This is a genomic window from Micromonospora sp. NBC_01392 (assembly GCF_045040125.1).
Lineage (GTDB): Bacteria > Actinomycetota > Actinomycetes > Mycobacteriales > Micromonosporaceae > Micromonospora.
In genome coordinates this window covers 2,716,372-2,737,654 of record NZ_CP109549.1, presented here as the reverse complement: position 1 = coordinate 2,737,654, position 21,283 = coordinate 2,716,372, and the positions used below count along the sequence as shown (strand labels likewise).

The window sequence follows — 21,283 nt, the reverse complement described above, 5'->3', positions numbered from 1 at the left end:
GGGCCTGCTCCCGATCGAACTCTCCGGTCCAGGTGCCGACCAGCACGGTCGCCACCGCGTTGCCGGAACTGGTACCCGAGCTGCACGAAAAAACCGTACCTGTTGATCTATGGCCGAAAGTGGAGACATGCGCACCAGCAGACACTTCGTGCTGGTCACCTCCCCGCCCTAGGGGCGGGCAGGTCCGCGAGCGCGGTCGCCAGCTCCGCCCGGACCCGGTCCAGCGGCCAGGCGGCCAGTTCGGGCAGGCCGTGCCGCGCCCGCAGTCGCCGCACCGCCGCCAGGCCGACCAGGTAGCCGCAGCGCGCGGGCAGGTCGCCGCGCAGCGGCGAGTCCCGTTTGAGGAAGTAGGCGGCGTGGTGGTCCGGGTCGGTGGCGTCCAGGTCGGCCCGGACCCGGCCCAGGATCTCCGGCCAGCGGTGGCGACACTCGTCCAGCCAGGCCCGGTGGCCGGGACGACCGAACCAGAGGTACGCCTCCGGCGGCCGGCCCGGGTCGAGTTCGGCGGTGACCTGGGTGGCCAGTCCCTCGGCGAAGAGATGGGTCGCCACCCCGTGCTCGGGCCAGCGGCGGATCCCGGCCCGCCGGTCGTGCACCACGTGCGCGGCCTCGTGCCGCACCAGCAGCCCGTCGTCGTCCGGTGGGCCGAGGCGCTCGACGGCGAGGAAGAGCGCGTAGCGACCGCCCAGGTCGTCGGCCCAGCCGTTGGCCTGGTGCAGCCCGACCAGCACCACGCACTCGACCGGTCCACCCTGACCGGACCAGCCCAGCGCGCCGGCCGCGTCCGCGACGCCGGCGGGCAGCAGTCCGCGTACCGCCTCGGCGCGGGCGGCCAGGTCGGCGACCCGGTCGCGGAGCCCGGCCACGGCGGCGGTCACGGACGCCGGTTCGGACCAGTCGCCGTCACGGTCGAGCACCCGGAACACGTCCGGGTGCCGGTCCAGGTAGCCGGACCGCCAGTGCCGCGGCCAGCGGTCGGCCGGCGCGGACCGGCATTCGCGCAGGCAGGCCAGCGCGTCGGGCACGAGGTCACGGACGTGCAGCAGATGATCGGGCGGCATCCCTTCGATGCTGCCCGATCACCGCCCGGGCCGCTCGGTCAGCTCACGTTGGCCGGGCCCAGGACGCTCTTCAGGTCACCCATCAGCGCGGTGGTCGCGGCGACCCGGAACGGCCCGAGACGCAGCGTGGTGACCTTGCCGCCGTTGAGCAGCTTGACGTGCACCTCGGTGTCGCCGGGGTGCAGCACCAGTGTCTCCTTCAGCCGCTCGACGAGCGGCGGCGTGCAGCGGTGCACCGGGATGGTCAGCGTGACCGGCTTGTTCGCCGGGTTGCTGGTGACGTCCGGCATGGACATGTCCATCGCCATGATCCGGGGGGTGTCGTCGCGGCGGTCCACCCGGCCCTTGACCACCACGATCGCGTCCTCGGCGATGTACTGCCCGATCACCTCGTAGGTGTTGGGGAAGAACAGCGTCTCGACGCCGCCGGCGAGGTCTTCGAGCGTGGCTGAGGCCCAGGCCCGGCCCTGCTTGGTGACCCGGCGCTGCACGCCGGAGAGGATGCCGGCGAGGGTGACCACCGCGCCGTCGGGCACGGTGCCCTCCTCGGACAGCGCGGCGATGGTGGTGTCGGCCGCCGCGCCGAGCACGTGTTCCAGGCCGAACAGCGGGTGGTCGGAGACGTACAGGCCGAGCATCTCGCGCTCGAACGCCAGCTTGTCGCGCTTGTCCCACTCACTGTCCGCGATGACCGGCATGACGGTGGTGCTGCCGCCGGCGTCCGCGTCGCCGAACCCGGCGCCGAACAGGTCGTACTGGCCGACCGCCTCCTTGCGCTTGACGTCGGCGTACGCGTCGATGGCGTCGGCGTGCACGGCGAGCAGGGCCTTGCGCGGGTGCTTCAGCGAGTCGAACGCGCCGGCCTTGATCAGCGATTCGATGGTCTTCTTGTTGCAGGCCACCGCGTCGACCTTGGACAGGAAGTCGTAGAAGTCGGCGTACTCGCCCTTCTCCTCGCGGCAGCGCATGATCGAGGCGACCACGTTCGCGCCGACGTTGCGGACCGCGCCGAGGCCGAAGCGGATCTCCTTGCCGACCGGGGTGAACGGGCCGGCGGAGGTGTTCACGTCCGGTGGCAGGACCTGGATCCGCATCCGGCGGCACTCGGACAGGTAGAGCGCCATCTTGTCCTTGTCGTCGCCGACGGAGGTGAGCAGCGCCGCCATGTACTCGGCCGGGTAGTGCGCCTTCAGGTAGGCGGTCCAGTAGGAGACCAGGCCGTACGCGGCGGAGTGGGCCTTGTTGAACGCGTAGCCGGCGAACGGGACCAGCACGTCCCACACCGCCTGGATGGCGTCGTCGGGATAGCCGTTCGCGCGGCAGCCGTCCCGGAACGGGACGAACTCCTTGTCCAGGATCTCCTTCTTCTTCTTGCCCATCGCGCGGCGCAGCAGGTCGGCCTGGCCGAGCGTGTAGCCGGCGAGGATCTGCGCGGCACGCTGCACCTGCTCCTGGTAGACGATCAGGCCGTAGGTGGGGGCGAGGATCTCGCGCAGCGGCTCCTCCAGCGCCGGGTGGATCGGGGTGATCTCCTGGAGGCCGTTCTTGCGCAGCGCGTAGTTCGTGTGCGAGTCGACGCCCATCGGGCCGGGCCGGTAGAGCGCCAGCACGGCGGAGATGTCCTCGAAGTTGTCCGGCTTCATCATCCGCAGCAGCGAGCGCATCGGCCCGCCGTCGAGCTGGAACACGCCCAGCGTGTCGCCGCGCGCGAGCAGCTCGTACGCCGGCTTGTCGTCCAGCGGCAGGCCGAGCAGGTCCAGCTCCTTGCCGTGGTTGAGCTGGATGTTCTTCACCGCGTCGTCGATGATGGTCAGGTTGCGCAGGCCGAGGAAGTCCATCTTCAGCAGCCCGAGCGACTCGCAGGTCGGGTAGTCGAACTGCGTGATGATGACGCCGTCGGCGTCGCGCCGCATCAGCGGGATGTGCTCGATGATCGGCTCGGCGGACATGATGACGCCGGCCGCGTGCACACCGGTCTGCCGGATCAGGCCCTCGATGCCCTTCGCGGTCTCGATGACCTTCTTGACGTCCGGGTCGGTCTCGTAGAGGCCGCGGATCTCACCCGCCTCGGCGTAGCGCGGGTGCTTCGGGTCGAAGATGCCGGAGAGCGGGATGTCCTTGCCCATCACCGCCGGGGGCATGGCCTTGGTGATCCGGTCGCCGACCGCGTACGGGAAGCCGAGGACCCGGGCCGAGTCCTTGATCGCGGCCTTCGCCTTGATCGTGCCGAACGTGGCGATCTGCGCGACCTTGTCCTCACCCCACTTGTCGGTCACGTACTTGATCACCTCGCCGCGCCGACGCTCGTCGAAGTCGATGTCGACATCCGGCATCGAGACGCGCTCGGGGTTGAGGAACCGCTCGAAGATCAGGCCGTGCGGGATCGGGTCCAGGTCGGTGATGCCCAGCGCGTACGCGACGAGCGAGCCGGCCGCCGAGCCACGGCCGGGGCCGACCGCGATGCCCTGGCTCTTCGCCCACTGGATGAAGTCGGCGACCACGAGGAAGTAGGACGGGAAGCCCATCTGGATGATGACGCCCAGCTCGTACTCCGCCTGGACGACGTGGCCCTCCGGGATGCCGTTCGGGAAGCGGCGCTTGAGCCCGGCGAACGTCTCCTTGCGGAACCAGGACTCCTCGGTCTCGCCGTCCGGGATCGGGAACCGCGGCATCAGGTTGTGGAACGTGAACATGCCGGTCGGGTCGACCTTCTCGGCCACCAGCAGCGTGTTGCGGCAGCCCTGCTGCCACAGCTCGGACGAGTCGACCGCGCGCATCTGGTCGGCGGACTTGACGAAGTAGCCGCCGCCCTCGAAGCGGAACCGGTTGGGGTCGGCGACGTTGCTGCCGGTCTGCACGCAGAGCAGCACGTCGTGCGCCTCGGCCTGCGCCTCGTGCGTGTAGTGCGAGTCGTTGGTGACCACCGGCGGGATGTCGAGCTTGTGGGCGATCTCGGTGAGCCCGTCGCGGACCCGGCGCTCGATGTCGAGGCCGTGGTCCATGATCTCCAGGAAGTAGTTCTCCTTGCCGAAGATGTCCTGGTACGCGGCGGCGACCTTGAGCGCCTCGTCGAACTGACCGAGCCGCAGCCGGGTCTGCACCGCGCCGGAGGGGCAGCCGGTGGTGGCCATGATGCCCTCGGCGTGCTCGGCGATCAGCTCCATGTCCATCCGGGGCCATTTGACGTAGTGGCCCTCCATCGAGGCGCGGGAGTTGAGCCGGAACATGTTGTGCAGGCCGGTGCGGTTCGCCGCCCACATGGTCATGTGGGTGATGGCGCCGTTGCCGGAGACATCGTCGCTCTTCTGCTCGGGCCGCCCCCACTTGACCCGCGCCTTGTGGAAGCGCGACTCCGGCGCCACGTACGCCTCGACGCCGAGGATGGGCTTGACGCCGGCGGCCATGGCCTGCTTGTAGAAGTCGTTCGCGCCGTGCATGTTGCCGTGGTCGGTGATCGCCACGGCCGGCATGCCGAGCCGCGCCGCCTCGGCGAACAGGTCCTTGAGGCGGGCCGCACCGTCGAGCATCGAGTACTCGGTGTGTACGTGCAGATGCGCGAACGAATCGCCCATGCGTGGCGCCCCCCGGGTTGTGGATCAAGCTGCGTCGGAGTCGACCGACCCACCCTACCGAGGTGATCTCGGCGGCTCCATTGGCCACGCGGACGGTGGTGGTGGTCGTCTCTCCGACGACCCGGCAGGTACGCCACACGATGCTGTATCCGGTTGCCATAGTGTGTGGCACACAGTATCGTGTGACGCATGGTCAGCGACGAGGTCCTCCGGACCCATCTCCAGGAGCTGCGACGCGGCACGGTCGTGGTGGCCAGCCTGGTCGCCCTGCGCCGCCCCGACTACGGCTACGCCCTGCTGCAACGATTGGCCGCGCACGGCTTCGCGGTCGACGCCAACACGCTCTACCCACTGCTGCGCCGGCTCGAGGAACAGGGCCTGCTCACCAGCGCGTGGAACACCGAGGAGAGCCGGCCGCGCAAGTTCTACCGCACCAGCGACGACGGCGAGACGGTGCTGGGCCGCCTGCTCGACGACCTGACCGCGGTGCGGACGTCCGTCACCCAGTTGATCGAAGGAGTAGGGCGATGAGTTCCCTGACCGACCGTTACCTGGCGGCCACGCTGCGGACCGTGCCCGCGCCGCGCCGCGCCGAGCTCGCCGAGGAGCTGCGCGCCTCCATCGCCGACATGATCGACGACCGGACCGCCGGCGGGCAGGACCACGCCGCCGCCGAGCGCGAGGTGCTCACCGAGATGGGCCGCCCCGAGCAGCTCGCCGCCCGCTACAGCGACCGCACGCTCCAGCTCATCGGCCCGCGCTACTACCTGCTCTGGTGGCGGGTGCTGCGCACCCTGCTCACCTGGATCCCGGCGGCGGTCGGCGTGATCACCGGTCTCGTCACGGCCACCGTCGGCGACGAGCCGGGCCGGGCCATCGGCGCGGCGATCTCGGTCGCGCTCCAGACCGCGGTGCAGGTCGCGTTCTGGGTGACGCTGAGCTTCGCCGTCCTGGAGCGCACCCGGGCGCCGCTCGGCCTGCCCGAGTGGACCGTCGACCAGCTCCCCGAGGACACCCGCGACCGGCAGATCAGCCAGCCGGACAGCGTGGCCTCGGCCGTCTTCCTGCTCGGCACCGTCGCGGTCCTGGTCGGGCAGCACTTCCAGCACTGGGCCAGCGGCGACGGCTCCCGGCTGCCGGTGCTCGACCCGGCACTGTGGAGCTTCTGGCTCCCCGCCCTGATCGTGGTGCTGCTGGCCACCGTCGGCCTGGAGGTCGCGAAGTACCGGGCCGGCCGCTGGACCTGGCCGCTGGTGGCGGTCAACGCGCTGCTCAACCTGGCGTTCGCGGGTCCGGTGGTCTGGCTGCTGCTCACCGACCGGCTGCTCAACCCGGAGCTGATCGAACGGTTCACCTGGCTGCGCGACGGCGGGGCCGACGACGTGGCCCGCGTCGCCGTCGTGGTCACCGTGGTCATCGCGGTCTGGGACGTGATCGACAGCATGGTCAAGGCGCGGCGGGCCGCCCGCTGAGACCCGGCCCCGGCCCGACGCACCGTCTGCGTCGGGCCGGGGCCGGCACCGTCGGCTGCCCGACTCGTCCGGGACGGCCCGGCGACCACGGGCATAGCCTGGGATCCCGGCCCACCGGCGAGCACTGGACGAGCTGATGCCCCTCCCGGACGGCACCGACGAACTGGCCCGGTCGGCGGCCCGCGGCGACCGGAGAGCACTCGACGCGTTGCTGGTCGCCGTGCGGCCCGAGGTGCTCCGGCAGTGCGCTCGCCTGCTGCCCCACCGGCAGGACGCCGAGGAGGCCTGCCAGGACGCACTGCTCGCGCTCGCCCACGGCATCACCGGGTTCGAGGAGCGGTCGTCCTTCCGCACCTGGCTCTACCGGATCACCGCCAACCGGGCCCGTTCCACCTACCGCTCGCTGCGGCGACGGTGGCAGGTGGAGGCCGGCGGCGTGCCCCTGCCCGATCCGCCCGACCCCCGCCGGACCAGCGTGGTCGCCGGCACCCGGCTCGACCTGCTCGACGCCCTCGACGCGATCCCGCCCGACCTGGCCGAGGCGGTGACCCTGCGGGACGTGCTGGGACTGGGCTACCGGGAGATCGCCGGCCTGCTCGACGTGCCGGAAGGGACGGTCAAGTCCCGGGTCCACGGGGCCCGCCGGCAGCTCCGGCAGCGGCTGTCCGATGGTTGAGCCGGCCGGCACGGCCCGGCGGCACGGTGCCGCCCTCGGCGCGCTGGTGCTCCTCGCCGGCGCCTCGGCCTGCTCCTTCGACCATCCGGTCGCACCGCTGCCGGTACGGCCGCCGGTGGCCAGCACCGTCGCCACCACGCCACCCGGCGTCGCCGCCCCGCCGTCCACCGTCACCGCGCCCGTTCCGACACCGTCGAGGACCGACGCGCCGGACCCGCGTCGCGGTGCGCGTACGCCGGCCCGCACTCCGGCGGCCCGTCCCACCCCACCATCCGGCACCACGGCGCCCACCGCGTGTTTCGGTGCTGTCCGCCACGACCTGGACCTCGCCGAGACCGAGCTGGCGCTGGTGCGGTCGCTCTGCTTCGCCGCCGGCGGGGTGTTGCGCATCCTGGGCATCGGACCGGGTCAGGTCACCGTCGACCGGGAGGACCTGGTCTCGCGCAGCTACGAGGCCGGCGTGGTGGACATCAGGTTCGTCCGCGCCGGCACCGTCGTGGTCACCGTCCCCCAGCACGATCGGACGTACCCGATCACCGTGGTGGTGGTCTGACCGGTGGCCTACCGGGCCCGCACCCCGGCGAGCAGCGCGTCGACGAACGCCGGGCCGCCGTCCCCCGGCGGGGTGAGCTGCACGTAGAGCAGGCCGGACGAGCCCGCGGCGAGCCCGGCGGCCTCGACGATCACCGGCCGTCCGGTGGGGCAGGCGAAGGTGGCGACCAGCCACTCGATGCCACCCTGCCCGGTCCTGCGCAGCGGAGCCGCGACGCAGTCGGCGTGCGGTCGCTCGGCGAGAAAGCCGGCCGGACCGGTACGGCGGGCCGTGCCGGCGGAGAGACCGACGAAGGCGCCGGGCAGACCCGGGTCCGCCGCCCAGTGCCGGGGATCCGGGGACAGCACCAACGCTGGTTCCAGCTCACCGTCGGCACCGTACTGCCCGGCCCAGCCGGTGCCCTCGGCCCGCCATCCGGTCGGCAGGACCACGGTCAACGGCCCGCTGCGGCCCACCGCGACGCCCGGGCCGGGGCGAGCGGTGTCCCCGGCGACCGCTCCCCCGGCGACGAACATCACCGCGACGGCCGCCGCCGAGGTGGCGAGGCGGCGGCGCGGCGGCGGGACGTGGCCGACGGGACCGGCGGGCCGGCCGGCGGCGGCACCCCGGAGCGCCACCCGGAACGCGGCCGCGTCCGGGTACCGGTCGGCCGGCCGCGCGGCGGTGGCCGTGCGGAGCACCGGGCCCACCGCGGGCGGCACCCCGGCCCGCAGCCGTACCCGGGCGGCCCTCCGGTCGTCGGCCGGACCGACCGGCGCCGGCACCTCGCCGAGTAGCCGCAGCCCGAGGCGGCCCAGCCCGTACACGTCGGCGCGGGTGTCGACGACCGCGAGCGGGTGGTCCTGCTCCGGCGCCATGTAGCCGGGTGTCCCCGCCCGGGCGGTCAGTCCGGAAGCGGAGGCGAGCGCCTTGGCCAGCCCCAGGTCGGCGATGAGCACCCGCTCACGGCCCGGTCCCGAGTGGAAGAGGACGTTGCTCGGGGTCAGGTCGCGGTGCACCACCCGATGCCGGTGCAGCACCGCCACCCCCGCCGCGATCTCGTCGAGCAGCGTCACCGCCTCGGCCACCGGCAGCGGTCCGCGTGCCAGGCGGTCCCGGAGGCTGCCACCGTCCGCCCAGGCCAGCACCGCGTACGGGCGGCCGTCGGGCAGCTCGCCGACGGTGTGCACCCGGACCACACGGTCGTGGTCCAGCCGCCGCAGCAGCCGCGCCTCGTCGAGAAACCGCTCCCGCACCCGCAGGTCGTGGCTCCAGTTCTCGGCCAGCACCTTGATCGCCACCCGGTCCTCAAGCGCCGGGTCGTACGCGAGCCAGACCGTGGCGAAGGACCCCGTCCCGAGCAGCCGCTCCACCCGGTACGCCCCGATCCGCATCGGTGTGGCCATCGCATCACCTCCGGGTCGCCACCCCGTCGACCGCCCTTCCGACGGTAGCCGGCACCCCCGACCAGCCGTCGGCCACTTGTCATCGGCCAGCGGTGAACCGAACCGGGCCGGCCGGAGACCAACAGGACAGGGAGTCCCGACCGAAGGAGAACGCCATGAACCGTCTCTCGTCCACCGTCCTCGCCGGGTTGCTGACGCTCGCAACGCTGGCCCCGATGCAGGTCGCCGCACCGGCCGCCGCCGCGTCGACGTCCCGGGCGATCGGCGACACCGCGCCGGCACCCGGTCCGGCCTCCGAGGTGGAGGTGCTCAGCGTCGGCGGCGCGGGCCCGTACCGGATCGGGGCCCGGCTGGACCGGCTCGTCGCCGCCGGTCTGATCGACTGGACGGCGCCCGGCTGCCCCGGCGTGACGTACGCCGGGGTGACCGGAGCGTGGGCCGGCAAGATAATGCTGGGCTTCCGTGACGGGCGACTGACGTCGGTCGGCACCGCCACCGTCCCCCCACGTTCCCCGGCCGGCGCGTCGGTGGGGATGTCCTTCGCCGCCCTGGAGGACATCTACGGCACGCGCGGGAGCCTGATCCGCAACGACGCGGGTGACGCCGAGGCGTACCTGGTCCGGTTCGGGTCCCGGGTGGAGCTGTTCACCGGCCACCCGATCCGGCCCGGAGTCGGCTACTACGAGGCCGGACCGGCGTCCTTCGTCGAGGCGGGCTTCCGTCGGGGGTCCCCCTGCTGATCCCCGCCCTGGGACGGCATCGCGCCGGGCGACCCGGTCGCCCGGCGCGGCGCTCCGGCCGCCTCCCGCCACTCCCGCGCCAGCAGGGCGTGGACCGCCTCGTCGGTCCACTCGCCCTTGACGAACTCGTTCTCCCGCAGGTGCGCCTCGCGACGCATGCCCAGCCGTTCCAGCACCCGGGCCGAGGCGGTGTTGCGGGCGTCCAACCGGCCGACGATCCGGTGCAGGCCCAGGCCCTCGAAGCCCAGCCGCAACAACTCCCGGGCCGCCTCGGTCACGTAGCCGTGGCCGGTGTGGTCGGGATGGGCCACGTAACCGATCTCGCCCTGCCGGTGCTCCGCGCTGGTCCAGGTCAGCAGCACGTCACCGACGAACACGCCGGTGTCCGCCAGCGTCACGGCCAGGTTGAGCACGTCGCCCGGCGCGCGTAACGCGGTGCGCCGGACCAGCCGGTCGATCGCCGCGCGGGCGGCGGCGTCGTCGTACGGCTGGTGGTAGAGGAACCGGGTGACCTCCGGGCGGCCCCGGTAGTCCCGGACCACGGCGAGGTCGTCGGCGGTGAAGGCACGCAGCACCAGGCGCGCGGTCCGCAACGGCAGATCGGGTACGAGCACCCCGGCAGGCTACGGGCTGCCAGCGCCCCGGTCAGCCCGGTTTCGGCGGGCGTGACGCCAGCGGGTCAGGCGACCGACTTCGCGTGGGAGACGAACGCCTGCCAGGAGCGTGGCGTGAAGGCCAGGACCGGGCCCTGCCGATCCTTGCTGTCCCGAACGGCGACCACACCGGGGAGGTTGTCGGCGACCTCGACGCAGTTCCCGCCGTTCGTCCCGGACTTCGTCGACGTACGCCACCGGGCGTTGGTCAGGTCCATGTCAGTGCCGCCTCCTTGATCAGTGCCAGGGAAAGCTTCCGGGGAAGGGCGTCCCGGACGATGCTCTCCCAGGTGCGGTGAAGCTCAGCAATCTCGGCCGAACCGCTTACCGTCTCCGATCGGACCTGGTTGTCGATATGGCCGAGGGCGGAATCATCGGGCAGGGTCGCCAGGATGAAGCCGCCTTGCAGCCCAGGGTAGAGCCCGGTCTCCTCGGGCACGACATGTATTCGGACGTGCGGCAGCTCAGCCGCCGCAGCCAGGTGTTCCGACTGTTCCCGCATGATCATTCGGCTGTCATTGACGGTGCGCCGCAGGACAGCCACGTCGAGCACCACCACGAGGCGAGGCGGATTCTCCCGATTCAGAATCGACTGACGGTCGATACGGGAGCGAACCCGCTGGTCGATCTGCTCAGGGGTGAGGTGGCCGCCAGCGTGCAGGATCGCCCGTGCGTATCCCTCGGTCTGCAGCAGTCCCGGCACGAACGCGGGTTCGTACCAGCGCAGGGCCGTTGCCTGCTCCTCGACACTGATCCATTCGCGGAGCCAAGGCGGGGCCAGGTCCAGAACTGACAGCCGATCGAGCAACCGTCCGAAGATGCCACCCGTCTGCAACGCCTTGTCGATAGCCGCCGCATAGTCGGTGGTGGGCGGCCTGCTTCCAGTCTCCACGGCACTGACATGCGTGCCGGAGTAGCTGATCAGTCGACCGAACTCCTCCTGGTTGAGCCCTCGCGTCGTCCGGAGACGGCGCAGCTCGTCGAGCAGGATCTCCGCCGCAGTCATGGTCACGATCCCCAACCCTTCCCCAATCCGCAGCCTCATCTCCTCAGCGCCTCTCACCAATGGAGAAGGCTCCCGCCAGCGTCACTCCACAAGCACCGGATTCCTTCCGCGACCAACCTGTCAACACGCAGAGTTTCATACCGAGAACCAACAGTGAAGGCCGGCTCCCGGCTAGCAACCTCATCGGAGGTGGACATGGGTCGGTGGAGGTGGTTCCAGCGGCAGGACGAACCCGTCGACGTGGTGCGGCGCCCGGCGTACGGGCACCGGGGCGGCGCCTACGGCACGCACGGTCCGGAGGCGTCGACCGACGACCGGCCGACGGACCGGCCCCGGGACGGGCGGTCCGACAACGACACCGGGTGCTCGCGGAGCGCGTCGTGACGGGGGCGGAGCAGCGGCTGCCCGAGCCGCCGTTCGCCGTCGTCCTGGCCGGCTACGTCGTCGACCTGCACCATCGGGACGCGTGTTCCCGGTGCCGGCCGGACGGCGGCTGCGAACGGCTCGCCCGGGCCGGGGAGACGCTCCGGGCGTGGCGGGACCGGAAGCGCGGGTGACGCCGCGCGCCGGGGAGCTGCTGGAGATCAGCCGGACGGCGTCGGTCCAGTTCGTCCGGCCGATCATGTTCCGCGTCATCCGGACGCTGGACTGGACCACGTACGACGGGTGGGCCTGGCTGGAGGGTTACGAACTGGACGCCGCAGGCGACGCTATCGCCCGCCGGACCGTCTTCGTCCAGCCGGCGGGCCTGCGCCGACTGTCGCCGACCAGCCCACCAGCGCACCAACGAACGCGGCGACGCACCGGTACGGCGTAGTGGCGGTATCCCGGGCCTGGGATACCGCCACTACGCCGAACTGGTGTCGATCAGGAAGAGGGTCAGCCGACCGCGGCCATGACCTCGTCGGAGACGTCGAAGTTGGCGTAGACGTTCTGCACGTCGTCGCAGTCCTCCAGCACGTCGATCAGCTTGAAGATCTTGCGGGCGCCGTCCTCGTCCAGCGGCACGTTCACGCTGGGGATCAGGGAGGACTCGGCCGACTCGTACTCGATGCCGGCGTCCTGCAACGCGGTCCGGACCGCGATCAGGTCACCCGGCTCGGAGATCACCTCGAACGCCTCGTCGAGGTCGTTGACCTCCTCGGCGCCGGCGTCGAGGACCGCCATCATCACGTCGTCCTCGGAGGTGCCGGTCTTCGGCACGATCACCACGCCCTTGCGGGAGAACATGTAGGACACCGAGCCGGCGTCGGCCAGCGAGCCGCCGTTGCGGGTCAGCGCGGTGCGGACCTCGGTGGCGGCGCGGTTGCGGTTGTCGGTCAGGCACTCGATCAGCATCGCCACGCCGTTCGGGCCGTACCCCTCGTACATGATCGTCTGCCAGTCGGCGCCGCCGGCCTCCAGGCCGGAGCCCCGCTTGACCGCGCGGTCGATGTTGTCGTTCGGGACGGAGTTCTTCTTGGCCTTCTGGATGGCGTCGAAGAGCGTCGGGTTACCGGCCGGGTCGCCGCCGCCGGTGCGGGCCGCCACCTCGACGTTCTTGATCAGCTTGGCGAACATCTTGCCGCGCTTGGCGTCGATCACGGCCTTCTTGTGCTTGGTGGTCGCCCACTTTGAGTGGCCGGACATCTGATACCTCCGTCTGTTGACCCACGCCTGCGTCGACTGCTCGCGCCGGCACCCCACCGCCCGGGCGCCGCGAGCCGCAGCACCCCGACGGCTCCGCGTGACGGGCTGGGGCGGTGACGGCCCTGCCGAACCGTCGGCAATCCTACCGAGGTCGCACCCCGGGCGTCGCACACCCGCCGGCCGGAGGCGGCATCCGGGCCGGAGTGGCCGCCGCGCCGGGCGGATGACGGAGATCCGACAATCATTCGGGTACGCCCCGGGCTGCCGCGCCCGACCGGCGTCCCGCCCCGCGTCGGATGGCGGTCGGCTCGCGTATTCGCGTCGACCTGCGTCTTTGGGTCGACCTACGGGACACGCTCAACCGAACAGCCATCCGGGCCCAACGACGGGTCAGTCTCTCCTGCCTTGTCCGGTCCTTAGGAGCTGATCGGCATTCCGGCTAGCCTGCGAATCCCCGAAAGCGATGAGCGGAGGAAACGTGCTCGAGACGTTCGACGAATTCTCCGCCGGAATCGACATGCTGGGGCCGCACGGTGTGGACGCCCTGAATGGTTTCTCCCTGATCGTCGAACTGCCCGCGGCGCGGGACCTCCAAGGACTGGACGCGTTGCGACGCGAACTGGGCGCGCGACTCTACCGGGCGGTGGCGGAGGTGCTGGAGGCCAGCGAGCTGCACGAGGTGGACACGCTGCGGCTGGACTGGAGCGACGGCGACGTCGGCGTGGTCTACAAGGAGCCCTCGTTCGGTTTCCGCATCGACATCCGGCGGGACCTGCGCATCACCCTGAGCCGTTCGGGCTCGTCGCTGCGGTTGTTCCACAACTGGTACCGGCTCCTGATGCCGTACCTCCGGGGGCTCGTCTCCCGAATCGCGATCGACCTGTCCGAGGTGCTGCACTCGGACTTCGATCTGCAACCCCTGCGCGCCGCCTACCGCTTCTCGATGATCGTCTACGACTTCATTCCGGTGCACCGGCAGAAACCGGTCAGCAGCCATGAACTGATCGGACCGCTGCTGTCCCGTCGGCCCGACGAGGACGGCCGGTTCCGGCCGGTGCCGACCGGTCAGGACGCGGCCAGCTCGCTGCGCACCGGTCGGCTCGACATCAAGATCTCCAATTTCCGGGAGGCCGCCCCCGGCGTGCACCTGCGGGAGGTCTACGACATCCAGGCGCCGGCCAATCAGGGTTACCGGGGCATCTGGCTGGACTTCCACTCCATCGCCGAGACGATCGGCTCGGACAACGCGGAGCCGGGTGCCCGCATCGCGCCCCGTCCGGATTTTTTGCTGGAGAACTACGAGGTGCCGTACCGCGACTTCTTCCGCGACCGGGTGGTGAAGGGTTTCATGGCGGATTTCTTCCGGGAGTGGAACTTCTCCTGCGCCGTCGGCACGATGCCATGAGTCAGGAATCGCTCAACACGCTCCAGGTCGTCGGGTTGGCCGTCACGCTCACCCTGAGTGTCATCGCCCTGATCCTGTCCTGGCAGAACAACCGCGCCACGGCCCGGGAGGCGCGGATCGCCGGCGAACAACTCGAGGCGTCGGTGGTGCCGGTCGCCATGATTCAGGACTCCCGGCTCACCTGGCGCGGGCAGGAGCTGGTGGTGCTCTCCGTCCGGCTGCGCAACGTCGGCGCCGGCCCGCTGCTCGGCCTGCGGATCGACCAGATCACGCTGGACCAGTCGGCGCTGGAGTTCGTGCCGTTGGGCGAGCCGAAGGCGGACGCGGTGCAACCGATGACGGACATCGAACAGCGGCTGCGGTTCAGCGACCCGCCGCGCATCCCCGAGCTGGGCTCGCTGGTGCTCCGGATCCGCTACTTCGACGTGCTCGGCAACGAACACGACAAACCCCTCAACCTCCGTATCTCAGCCGGGTCCGGCAGCGGCACGATGACCGGTTTCACGCCCGCCCACATCACCCGTCGTCGAGCGTGAGGGGATCCCGGTGTCCAAGCTGATCATCGGACGCTTCCTGGCCCGCCACCTCGATCCGGAGTCGAAGTCGAGGAGCCAGTTCGCGCCGCGTCGAGCGAGCGTCACCGACGCCCGGATCCGGCTCGGCCTGCGCGAGGAACACATCATCGCGGACGACGCGCTGGGCCCGGTGGTCGCCTCGGACGACGACAGCCATCTCATGACCATCGCGCCCACCGGCGCCGGCAAGGGCCGCGACGTGATCATCCCGAACCTGCTCAGCTACGAGGGCTCGGTGGTGGTGCTCGATCCGAAGGGGGAGAACTACGACGTCACCCACGCCCACCGGCGCGACGCGCTGGGGCACGAGATCGTGCTGCTCGACCCGTTCGGGGCCAGCAACGGCAGCCGAGCCGACCGCGGCGCCCTGAACCCCTTCGACGTGTTCGCCGAACTCGGTCGGGACAACGAGGACGCCGAGGAGCCGGAGGACTTCGGGCGGCTCCTGTCCGACCTGCTGATGGGGGGCGAGAAGTCGACGGTCGAGCCGTTCTGGGACGAGATGGCCCAGCTCCTGATCGCGGGCCTGACCACCCACCTGATCACCGCGGAGGCGGAGGCCGAACCGACGGGCGCCTCCTCGCTGACCCTCCAGAAGCTGCGCAGTCGGCTGTTCCAGAGCGACCTGGTGATGTATCTGGCCGAGGCGTTGGACAACGACCGGGACGGCCGGATGCCGGCCGGCACCCGGCAGGAGTTCCAGATGCTGCTCGGCGTCGATCAGCAGAAGACCTTTCCCAGCATCGTGGTCACGGCGGCCCAGCAGCTCGCGCCGTTCAGTTCCCGGCGGACGGTGGAGGCCACCGACCGCACGAGCTTTCCGCTCGCCCACCTGGTGGACCCGGACCGCCGGATCTCGATCTACGTGGTCGTACCGCCGCACAAGCTCCGCACCCACCAGCGCCTGCTCCGGGCATGGATCGGCTGCCTGCTCTACTACGTCATGAACAGCCGGACGATCAACCAGTCGCGCCTGCTGTTCCTCATCGACGAGGCGGCGCAACTGGGCCGGTTCTCCCTGCTCCAGGACGCGATCACCCTCCTGCGCGGCTACGGGCTGCGCACCTGGACGTTCTGGCAGGACCTGGCGCAGCTCACCAGCATCTACCGGGGCGTCGGCGAAACGATGATCAACAACTCCGGCGTACTCCAGGTGTTCAGCCCGGCGAACTTCGGCGCCGCCGCCGAGTTGTCCCGACGGCTCGGCGTCAACGTGGGCGAGCTGTTGCAGTTGTCCCCCGGAGAGCAGGTGGTCGCCTTCAAGAGCGAGCAGCCGACCCGGATACAACGCTTCAACCACCTCACCGACCCGGTGCTCCGGGAGTGGGCCGCGCCCAATCCGCGACACCACTGACCGACGTCGGGGGCGCGTCAGGACGCGGCCCGGGCCAGGTCCACGAAGAGGCGGTGCAGGCGCAGGTCCCCGGTCAGCTCGGGATGGAACGAGGTGGCCAGCAGGTTTCCCTGCCGGACCGCGACGATCCGGTCGGCGGCCGGGCCGTCGGTGACCCGGCCGAGCACCTCCACGCCCGCGCCGACCCGCTCCACCCAGGGCGCGCGGATGAACACCGCGTGGAACGGCTCGCCGTCGACCCCGGTGATCGTCACCGGGGCCTCGAACGAGTCGACCTGGCGGCCGAACGCGTTGCGCCGCACGGTCATCTCGATACCGGCGAAGCCGCGCTGGTCGGGGCGGCCGTCCAGCACCTCGGCGGCCAGCATGATCATGCCGGCGCAGGAGCCGTAGACCGGCATGCCGCCGGCGATCCGCTTGTCGATCGGCTCGCGCATCTCGAAGATGTCCACCAGCTTGCTGATCGTGGTGGACTCGCCGCCGGGCACCACCAGGCCGTCGACCGCGTCCAGCTCGCCCGGCCGGCGAACCGTCCGGGCGTCGGCGCCCGCACCGGCCAGCGCCGCGACATGCTCACGCACGTCGCCCTGGAGGGCCAACACCCCGATCACGGGTACGCGCACCCGGTCGCTCCTCTCACAGGCGTTAGAGGGGGCCCCTTCTCTACCGGAAACGTTAAGAGGGGGCCCCTCCTTACAAGCTCACCAGCCGCGGTCGGCGAGGCGGTGCGGGACGGGGATGTCGTCGACGTTGATGCCGACCATCGCCTCGCCCAGACCCCGGGACACCTTCGCCAGCACGTCCGGGTCGTCGTGGAACGTGGTCGCCTTGACGATGGCGGCGGCCCGCTGGGCCGGGTTGCCGGACTTGAAGATGCCCGAGCCGACGAAGACGCCCTCGGCGCCGAGCTGCATCATCATGGCCGCGTCCGCCGGAGTGGCGATGCCGCCGGCGGTGAACAGCACGACCGGCAGCTTGCCGCGCTCGGCGACCTCCTTGACCAGCTCGTACGGGGCCTGAAGCTCCTTCGCCGCGACGAACAGCTCGTCGGCCGGCAGGTTCTGGAGCCGGCGGATCTCCTGCCGGATCTTCCGCATGTGGGTGGTGGCGTTGGAGACGTCCCCGGTGCCCGCCTCACCCTTCGAGCGGATCATGGCGGCGCCCTCGGTGATCCGGCGCAGCGCCTCGCCCAGGTTGGTCGCGCCGCACACGAACGGCACCGTGAACGCCCACTTGTCGATGTGGTTGGCGTAGTCGGCCGGGGTCAGCACCTCGGACTCGTCGACGTAGTCCACGCCGAGCGCCTGGAGGACCTGCGCCTCGACGAAGTGCCCGATCCGGGCCTTGGCCATCACCGGGATCGAGACGGCGGAGATGATGCCGTCGATCATGTCCGGGTCGCTCATCCGGGACACGCCGCCCTGGGCGCGGATGTCCGCCGGCACCCGCTCCAGCGCCATCACGGCCACCGCGCCGGCGTCCTCGGCGATCTTCGCCTGCTCGGGGGTGACCACGTCCATGATCACGCCGCCCTTGAGCATCTCGGCCATGCCCCGCTTCACGCGGGCGGTGCCGACGGTGGGGTCGGTGGTCGGTGCGGTGGGTTCGGACACGGTCATCGCTCCTCGGCAGGCGGTCAGGGTGGCTGCGCGGAAATGCTACGGCCGCCACGACGCCGCTCCGACAGCCAATCGCACCCCTGGTGGCCTGCCCTGTGGCCGCCGTCACGGCCCTGCCCGGCGCCGCCTCAGCCGGTGGTGACGTCCGCGCGCGGGACCAGCGTCGGGTCGTCGATGTCGAAGTAGCGGGGCCACTCGCGCCCCCGCCCCATCCGGAACAGGCGCACCACCGGACGGCCCCGCGCCGAGCGGGCGTCCCGGACCAGATCGGTGTGCACCTGCCGGGCCAGCGCCAGCCGCCGGCTCGCCGCGATCACCGCGCCGCAGGCCGGGTCGTCCGGGGCCAGCCGCACCGCGCGCAACTGCCGGGTCAGGTCGTTCTCGGCCGCCTCACGCTCCTCCGGGAGCGCGTCCAGCGCGATCCGGGCGGCGGCGTACAGCTCCACGCCGTACCGCTGCTCGGCCAGGACCGCGGCGGCGGCCGCGCGGCGCAGCAGGTGCGCGTCCAGCGCGCGGGCCGCCGACTCCGCGCGGACCTGGAGCCGCTGCACCCGGCCGGCGGTCCAGATCAGGTACGCCGAGACCAGCCCGAGCACCAGTGCCGTGCCCACCACCCACCACATGCCCGGCATCGTAGTGCTGCCCCTCATCCCGGCCGGCCGGCGTGGGCACCGGTCGACGCGCTCGTCACAGCGGCCCCACCGGCCACCGTGGTCAGCCCAGCCCCGCCCACTCCTGGTCCATGACCCGACCGTCGGTGGCCTCGATCGCCGCTGCGTATACCTCCAGAACGCGGCGGGCAACCACGGGCCAGTCGAAATTCGCCACCACCTGGTCGCCCCGGCCGGTCAGCGCGGCCCGTCCACCGGCGTCGTCGAGCAGCTCGGTCAGCGCGGCCCGCAGGCCGGCCGCGTCCCCGGTCGGGAAGAGCCGCCCGGCCCGCCCGCCGTCCAGCACCCGGCGGAACGCGTCCAGGTCGCTGGCGACCACCGTGGTCCCGGCGGCGAGCGCCTCGGTGAGGATCATCCCGAACGACTCCCCGCCGGTGTTCGGTGCGACGTAGAGGTGCACGCTGCGCAGCATGCGCGCCTTGTCCGCCTCGGAGACCAGACCGAGGAACGTGACCCGGTCACGCACCTCGGCCGGGAACCGGCCGTACAGCTCGTCGGCGTCACCCGGCCCGGCCACCAGCAGGCGCAGCCCCGGACGGTCCGGGGCGAGCGCCACGAACGCGTCCCGCAGGATCGGGAAACCCTTGCGCGGCTCGGTGAACCGGCCCAGGAAGCCGAGCGTGCCGCCGGCGCCCGGCGCGCACTCCCCCGGCCAGCCGGGCAGCGGCTCGACGCCGGCGAACTTCGCCACCGCCACGCCGTTCGGGATCTCCACCGCGCCGCCGTCCATGTGCTCGACCTGCACCTTGCGGGCGAGCGCGCTGACCGCGATCCGGGCGGTGATCCGTTCCAGCAGGATCTGGAGCACGCCCTGCGCCGCGGAGAGCACCCGGGACCGGGTCATCGCGGTGTGGAACGTGGCCACCACCGGGCCCCGGGCGCAGAGCACCGCCAGCATCGACAGGCTCGGCGTGAGCGGCTCGTGCACGTGCAGCACGTCGAAGTCGCCCCGGTTGATCCAGCGGCGCACCCGGGCGGTGGAGACCGGGCCGAACGCGATCCGGGCCACCGACCCGTTGTACGGCAGCGGCACCGCCCGCCCCGCCGACACCACGTACGGCGGCAGCGTCGCGTCCTCGTCGGCCGGGGCCAGCACGCTCACCTCGTGGCCCAGCCCGAGCAGCGCCTCGGCCAGGTCCATGACATGGTTCTGCACGCCGCCCGGGACGTCGAAGGAGTACGGGCAGACGATGCCGATCCGCATGGCGTCCCCCTAGACCGTCCCGGTGGTGGCCGGCGGCTGCGCCGACGTCGGTGCCCCGGCCGGTCCCTGGTCCAGCCACATCCGCTGCAACATGTGCCAGTCTTGCGGATGCCGGGCGATGCCCGCCGCCAGACCGTCGGCTATCCGCTGGGTCACCAGCGTGACCCGGGCGTCCAGCGGGGCGCTGTCCGGCTCCGGCAGCGCCAGCGGGCCCTCGATCGAGGCGCAGGCGGCGTCCGGCTCGTACCACATCGAGGCCACGTAGAGCGGGGCGCCGGTGCGCAGCGCCAGCAGCGCCGGGCCGGCCGGCATCCGGGTCCGGCCGCCGAAGAAGTCCACCTCCACGCCCCGGGCGGAGAGGTCCCGGTCGGCGAGCAGCGGCACCACGTAACCGGCGCGCAGCCGGTCCACCAGGACGTCGAACGCCGGGCGCGGGCCACCGCGGTTGGGCAGGATCTCCATCCCCAGGCCCTCCCGGAACGTGACGAACCGCTCGTAGACGCCGTCCGGCAGCCGCTCGGCCACCGTGGTCATCGGCCAGCCGGTGGCCGCCACCCAGGCGCCGGCCGCGTCCCAGTTGCCGGCGTGCGGCAGCGCCACCACCGCGCCCCGCCCGGCCGCCACGTCCGCGGCGAGCTTCTCCGCGCCGTCCAGGCGGAACCTGGCGAGGATCTCCGCCCGGCTCAGGCCGGGCAACCGGAACGCCTCCAGCCAGTAGCGGGCGTACGAGCGCAGGCCGGCGCGGACCAGCGCGTCCAGCTCCGCCTCGGGGAGTTCCGGGCCGACCACCCGGCGCAGGTTGGCGCGCAGTCGACGTGTACCCCCGCCGTCCTTGCGGTGGGCGCGGTCGGCGCCCGCCCGGAAGGCCGCGGCCGCGACGGGCCGGGGCAGCGCCCGGACCAGGCGCCAGCCGGCGACGAAGCCCATTTCGGTGAGGTTCACTCCGCGCCGACCCGCTGGGCCTGGCGGTACACGTGCGCCATCCGCTGCCCCACCGTGAAGATCGAGACGGCGGCGAGCAGCCAGAGCGCGACCTCCAGGGCCCGGTCCAGGCCGACGCCGGTGAGCACGCCGCCGACGCCCACGATGAGCAGCCGTTCGGTTCGTTCGGCGATGCCCACGTTGCAGGTCATGCCGAGCCCCTCGGCGCGGGCCTTGACGTAGGAGACCAGGCCGCCGGCGGCCAGGCAGACCAGCGCGGCGGCCACGCCCGAATACTGCTGCTGGGTGGCCAGCCAGTAGGCGACCGCGCCGAACACCGCGCTGTCGGCGACCCGGTCCATGCTCGAGTCGAGGAACGCCCCGAACCGGGTGGAGCCGCCGCTCATCCGCGCCATCGTGCCGTCGAGCAGGTCGGTGAGGGCGAAGACCGTGACGATCAGCGCGCCGGCGACCAGCTGGCCGCGCGCGCCGAAGCCGAGCGCGCCGACGAGCACGCCGACGGTGCCGGTCACGGTGACCGCATTGGGGGACACGCCCGCGCGGAGCAGTCCGCGCGCGATCGGCTCCACGACGCGGGTCATGCCCGCTCGGGCCGTCACTTGGAAGATCTTCGCCATGGCGGTCCCACGATAACGGCCGGCCGGGACCGGGGACACAGCCGGGCGGACGACCCGCGCGGCGGACCTTGTGCGGGCACCGGCGCGGGTGTGAGATCGAGCGTGGGAGGTGAGCCAGTTCACCGGATCACGGTCGGCGTTCCCGTCCC

24 protein-coding genes are annotated in these 21,283 nt (G+C 71.9%); 11 read left to right on the top strand and 13 right to left on the bottom strand.

Annotation, left to right across the window (positions count from 1 at the left end; translation table 11 throughout):
• Positions 1–155: 155 nt before the first annotated feature.
• The gene (locus OG767_RS12580) at positions 156–1,061 is read right to left on the bottom strand and encodes a hypothetical protein (protein WP_405093560.1); all 906 of its coding nucleotides are present in this window, start codon (positions 1,059–1,061) and stop codon (positions 156–158) included.
• A gap of 38 nt (positions 1,062–1,099) precedes the next feature.
• Positions 1,100–4,633, bottom strand: coding sequence for a DNA polymerase III subunit alpha (dnaE, locus tag OG767_RS12575; RefSeq protein ID WP_405093559.1), 3,534 nt, complete (start codon positions 4,631–4,633; stop codon positions 1,100–1,102).
• Positions 4,634–4,822: 189 nt separating this feature from the next.
• On the opposite strand from dnaE, the gene OG767_RS12570 reads away from it, so the two are divergent.
• The 4 genes from OG767_RS12570 (at position 4,823) to OG767_RS12555 (ending at position 7,334) form a co-directional block, all read left to right on the top strand.
• Entirely contained in the window at positions 4,823–5,164 is a 342-nt protein-coding gene (locus tag OG767_RS12570) for a PadR family transcriptional regulator (protein ID WP_405093558.1), read from the top strand.
• Positions 5,161–6,105: a permease prefix domain 1-containing protein gene (locus OG767_RS12565; protein WP_405093557.1), complete on the top strand. Its 945-nt coding sequence runs from the start codon at positions 5,161–5,163 to the stop codon at positions 6,103–6,105. The genes OG767_RS12570 and OG767_RS12565 overlap by 4 nt, the downstream gene beginning before the upstream one ends.
• 136 nt (positions 6,106–6,241) lie before the next feature.
• Complete coding sequence (locus tag OG767_RS12560; RefSeq protein WP_405093556.1) at positions 6,242–6,781, top strand: RNA polymerase sigma factor; 540 nt, start codon at positions 6,242–6,244, stop codon at positions 6,779–6,781.
• The gene (locus tag OG767_RS12555) at positions 6,774–7,334 is read left to right on the top strand and encodes a hypothetical protein (protein ID WP_405093555.1); all 561 of its coding nucleotides are present in this window, start codon (positions 6,774–6,776) and stop codon (positions 7,332–7,334) included. Before OG767_RS12560 ends, OG767_RS12555 begins: the two co-directional genes overlap by 8 nt.
• Before the next feature lie 8 nt (positions 7,335–7,342).
• Here the strand turns inward: OG767_RS12555 and OG767_RS12550 are convergent, their stop codons facing one another.
• The gene (locus OG767_RS12550) at positions 7,343–8,719 is read right to left on the bottom strand and encodes a serine/threonine-protein kinase (RefSeq protein WP_405093554.1); all 1,377 of its coding nucleotides are present in this window, start codon (positions 8,717–8,719) and stop codon (positions 7,343–7,345) included.
• Between the two features lie 155 nt (positions 8,720–8,874).
• On the opposite strand from OG767_RS12550, the gene OG767_RS12545 reads away from it, so the two are divergent.
• On the top strand, positions 8,875–9,459 hold the full coding sequence (locus OG767_RS12545) for a hypothetical protein (RefSeq protein ID WP_405093553.1): 585 nt from the start codon (positions 8,875–8,877) through the stop codon (positions 9,457–9,459).
• Here OG767_RS12545 and OG767_RS12540 read toward each other — a convergent pair.
• The 3 genes from OG767_RS12540 to OG767_RS12530 all read right to left on the bottom strand — a co-directional run bounded on the left by OG767_RS12540 (position 9,399) and on the right by OG767_RS12530 (position 11,118).
• Complete coding sequence (locus OG767_RS12540) at positions 9,399–10,073, bottom strand: GNAT family N-acetyltransferase (protein ID WP_405093552.1); 675 nt, start codon at positions 10,071–10,073, stop codon at positions 9,399–9,401. The genes OG767_RS12545 and OG767_RS12540 overlap by 61 nt on opposite strands.
• 65 nt (positions 10,074–10,138) lie before the next feature.
• Positions 10,139–10,330 carry a DUF397 domain-containing protein gene (locus tag OG767_RS12535; RefSeq protein WP_405093551.1) on the bottom strand — a complete coding sequence of 64 codons (192 nt, stop codon included), beginning with the start codon at positions 10,328–10,330 and terminating at the stop codon, positions 10,139–10,141.
• Positions 10,321–11,118 carry a helix-turn-helix transcriptional regulator gene (locus OG767_RS12530; RefSeq protein ID WP_405094206.1) on the bottom strand — a complete coding sequence of 266 codons (798 nt, stop codon included), beginning with the start codon at positions 11,116–11,118 and terminating at the stop codon, positions 10,321–10,323. The genes OG767_RS12535 and OG767_RS12530 overlap by 10 nt, the downstream gene beginning before the upstream one ends.
• Before the next feature lie 195 nt (positions 11,119–11,313).
• Here OG767_RS12530 and OG767_RS12525 point away from each other — a divergent pair, with 195 nt between their 5' ends.
• The 3 genes from OG767_RS12525 to OG767_RS12515 are packed head-to-tail and all read left to right on the top strand — an operon-like array spanning position 11,314 to position 11,935.
• A complete protein-coding gene (locus tag OG767_RS12525; RefSeq protein WP_405093550.1) occupies positions 11,314–11,502 on the top strand; it encodes a hypothetical protein in 189 nt (62 codons plus the stop codon).
• Positions 11,499–11,675 carry a hypothetical protein gene (locus tag OG767_RS12520; RefSeq protein WP_158273891.1) on the top strand — a complete coding sequence of 59 codons (177 nt, stop codon included), beginning with the start codon at positions 11,499–11,501 and terminating at the stop codon, positions 11,673–11,675. Before OG767_RS12525 ends, OG767_RS12520 begins: the two co-directional genes overlap by 4 nt.
• On the top strand, positions 11,672–11,935 hold the full coding sequence (locus OG767_RS12515) for a hypothetical protein (RefSeq protein ID WP_405094205.1): 264 nt from the start codon (positions 11,672–11,674) through the stop codon (positions 11,933–11,935). Before OG767_RS12520 ends, OG767_RS12515 begins: the two co-directional genes overlap by 4 nt.
• Before the next feature lie 62 nt (positions 11,936–11,997).
• Here OG767_RS12515 and OG767_RS12510 read toward each other — a convergent pair whose 3' ends face one another.
• Positions 11,998–12,747, bottom strand: a complete 750-nt coding sequence (locus tag OG767_RS12510) for a YebC/PmpR family DNA-binding transcriptional regulator (protein ID WP_107161195.1) — start codon at positions 12,745–12,747, stop codon at positions 11,998–12,000.
• Positions 12,748–13,225: 478 nt separating this feature from the next.
• Here OG767_RS12510 and OG767_RS12505 point away from each other — a divergent pair, with 478 nt between their 5' ends.
• Genes OG767_RS12505 through OG767_RS12495 form a run of 3 tightly spaced genes read left to right on the top strand, consistent with a single transcriptional unit; the run spans position 13,226 to position 16,081 of the window.
• Positions 13,226–14,152, top strand: a complete 927-nt coding sequence (locus OG767_RS12505; protein ID WP_396770993.1) for a hypothetical protein — start codon at positions 13,226–13,228, stop codon at positions 14,150–14,152.
• Positions 14,149–14,688, top strand: coding sequence for a hypothetical protein (locus OG767_RS12500; RefSeq protein WP_405093549.1), 540 nt, complete (start codon positions 14,149–14,151; stop codon positions 14,686–14,688). Before OG767_RS12505 ends, OG767_RS12500 begins: the two co-directional genes overlap by 4 nt.
• Positions 14,689–14,698: 10 nt before the next feature.
• Positions 14,699–16,081 (top strand): type IV secretory system conjugative DNA transfer family protein, encoded by a 1,383-nt coding sequence (locus tag OG767_RS12495; protein WP_405093548.1) that lies wholly within the window; start codon positions 14,699–14,701, stop codon positions 16,079–16,081.
• A gap of 17 nt (positions 16,082–16,098) precedes the next feature.
• On the opposite strand, the gene pdxT is transcribed toward OG767_RS12495, so the two are convergent.
• The 6 genes from pdxT to pgsA all read right to left on the bottom strand — a co-directional run bounded on the left by pdxT (position 16,099) and on the right by pgsA (position 21,134).
• Positions 16,099–16,704, bottom strand: coding sequence for a pyridoxal 5'-phosphate synthase glutaminase subunit PdxT (gene pdxT, locus OG767_RS12490; protein WP_405093547.1), 606 nt, complete (start codon positions 16,702–16,704; stop codon positions 16,099–16,101).
• A gap of 78 nt (positions 16,705–16,782) precedes the next feature.
• Positions 16,783–17,700 carry a pyridoxal 5'-phosphate synthase lyase subunit PdxS gene (gene pdxS / locus OG767_RS12485; RefSeq protein ID WP_107161185.1) on the bottom strand — a complete coding sequence of 306 codons (918 nt, stop codon included), beginning with the start codon at positions 17,698–17,700 and terminating at the stop codon, positions 16,783–16,785.
• Positions 17,701–17,828: 128 nt separating this feature from the next.
• Positions 17,829–18,332, bottom strand: coding sequence for a hypothetical protein (locus OG767_RS12480; RefSeq protein ID WP_405093546.1), 504 nt, complete (start codon positions 18,330–18,332; stop codon positions 17,829–17,831).
• An 82-nt stretch (positions 18,333–18,414) separates the two neighbouring features.
• Positions 18,415–19,575, bottom strand: coding sequence for a glycosyltransferase family 4 protein (locus OG767_RS12475; RefSeq protein ID WP_405093545.1), 1,161 nt, complete (start codon positions 19,573–19,575; stop codon positions 18,415–18,417).
• 9 nt (positions 19,576–19,584) lie between these two features.
• Positions 19,585–20,517 carry a phosphatidylinositol mannoside acyltransferase gene (locus tag OG767_RS12470; protein ID WP_405093544.1) on the bottom strand — a complete coding sequence of 311 codons (933 nt, stop codon included), beginning with the start codon at positions 20,515–20,517 and terminating at the stop codon, positions 19,585–19,587.
• A complete protein-coding gene (pgsA, locus tag OG767_RS12465) occupies positions 20,514–21,134 on the bottom strand; it encodes a phosphatidylinositol phosphate synthase (RefSeq protein WP_405093543.1) in 621 nt (206 codons plus the stop codon). Before pgsA ends, OG767_RS12470 begins: the two co-directional genes overlap by 4 nt.
• Positions 21,135–21,283: the final 149 nt, after the last annotated feature.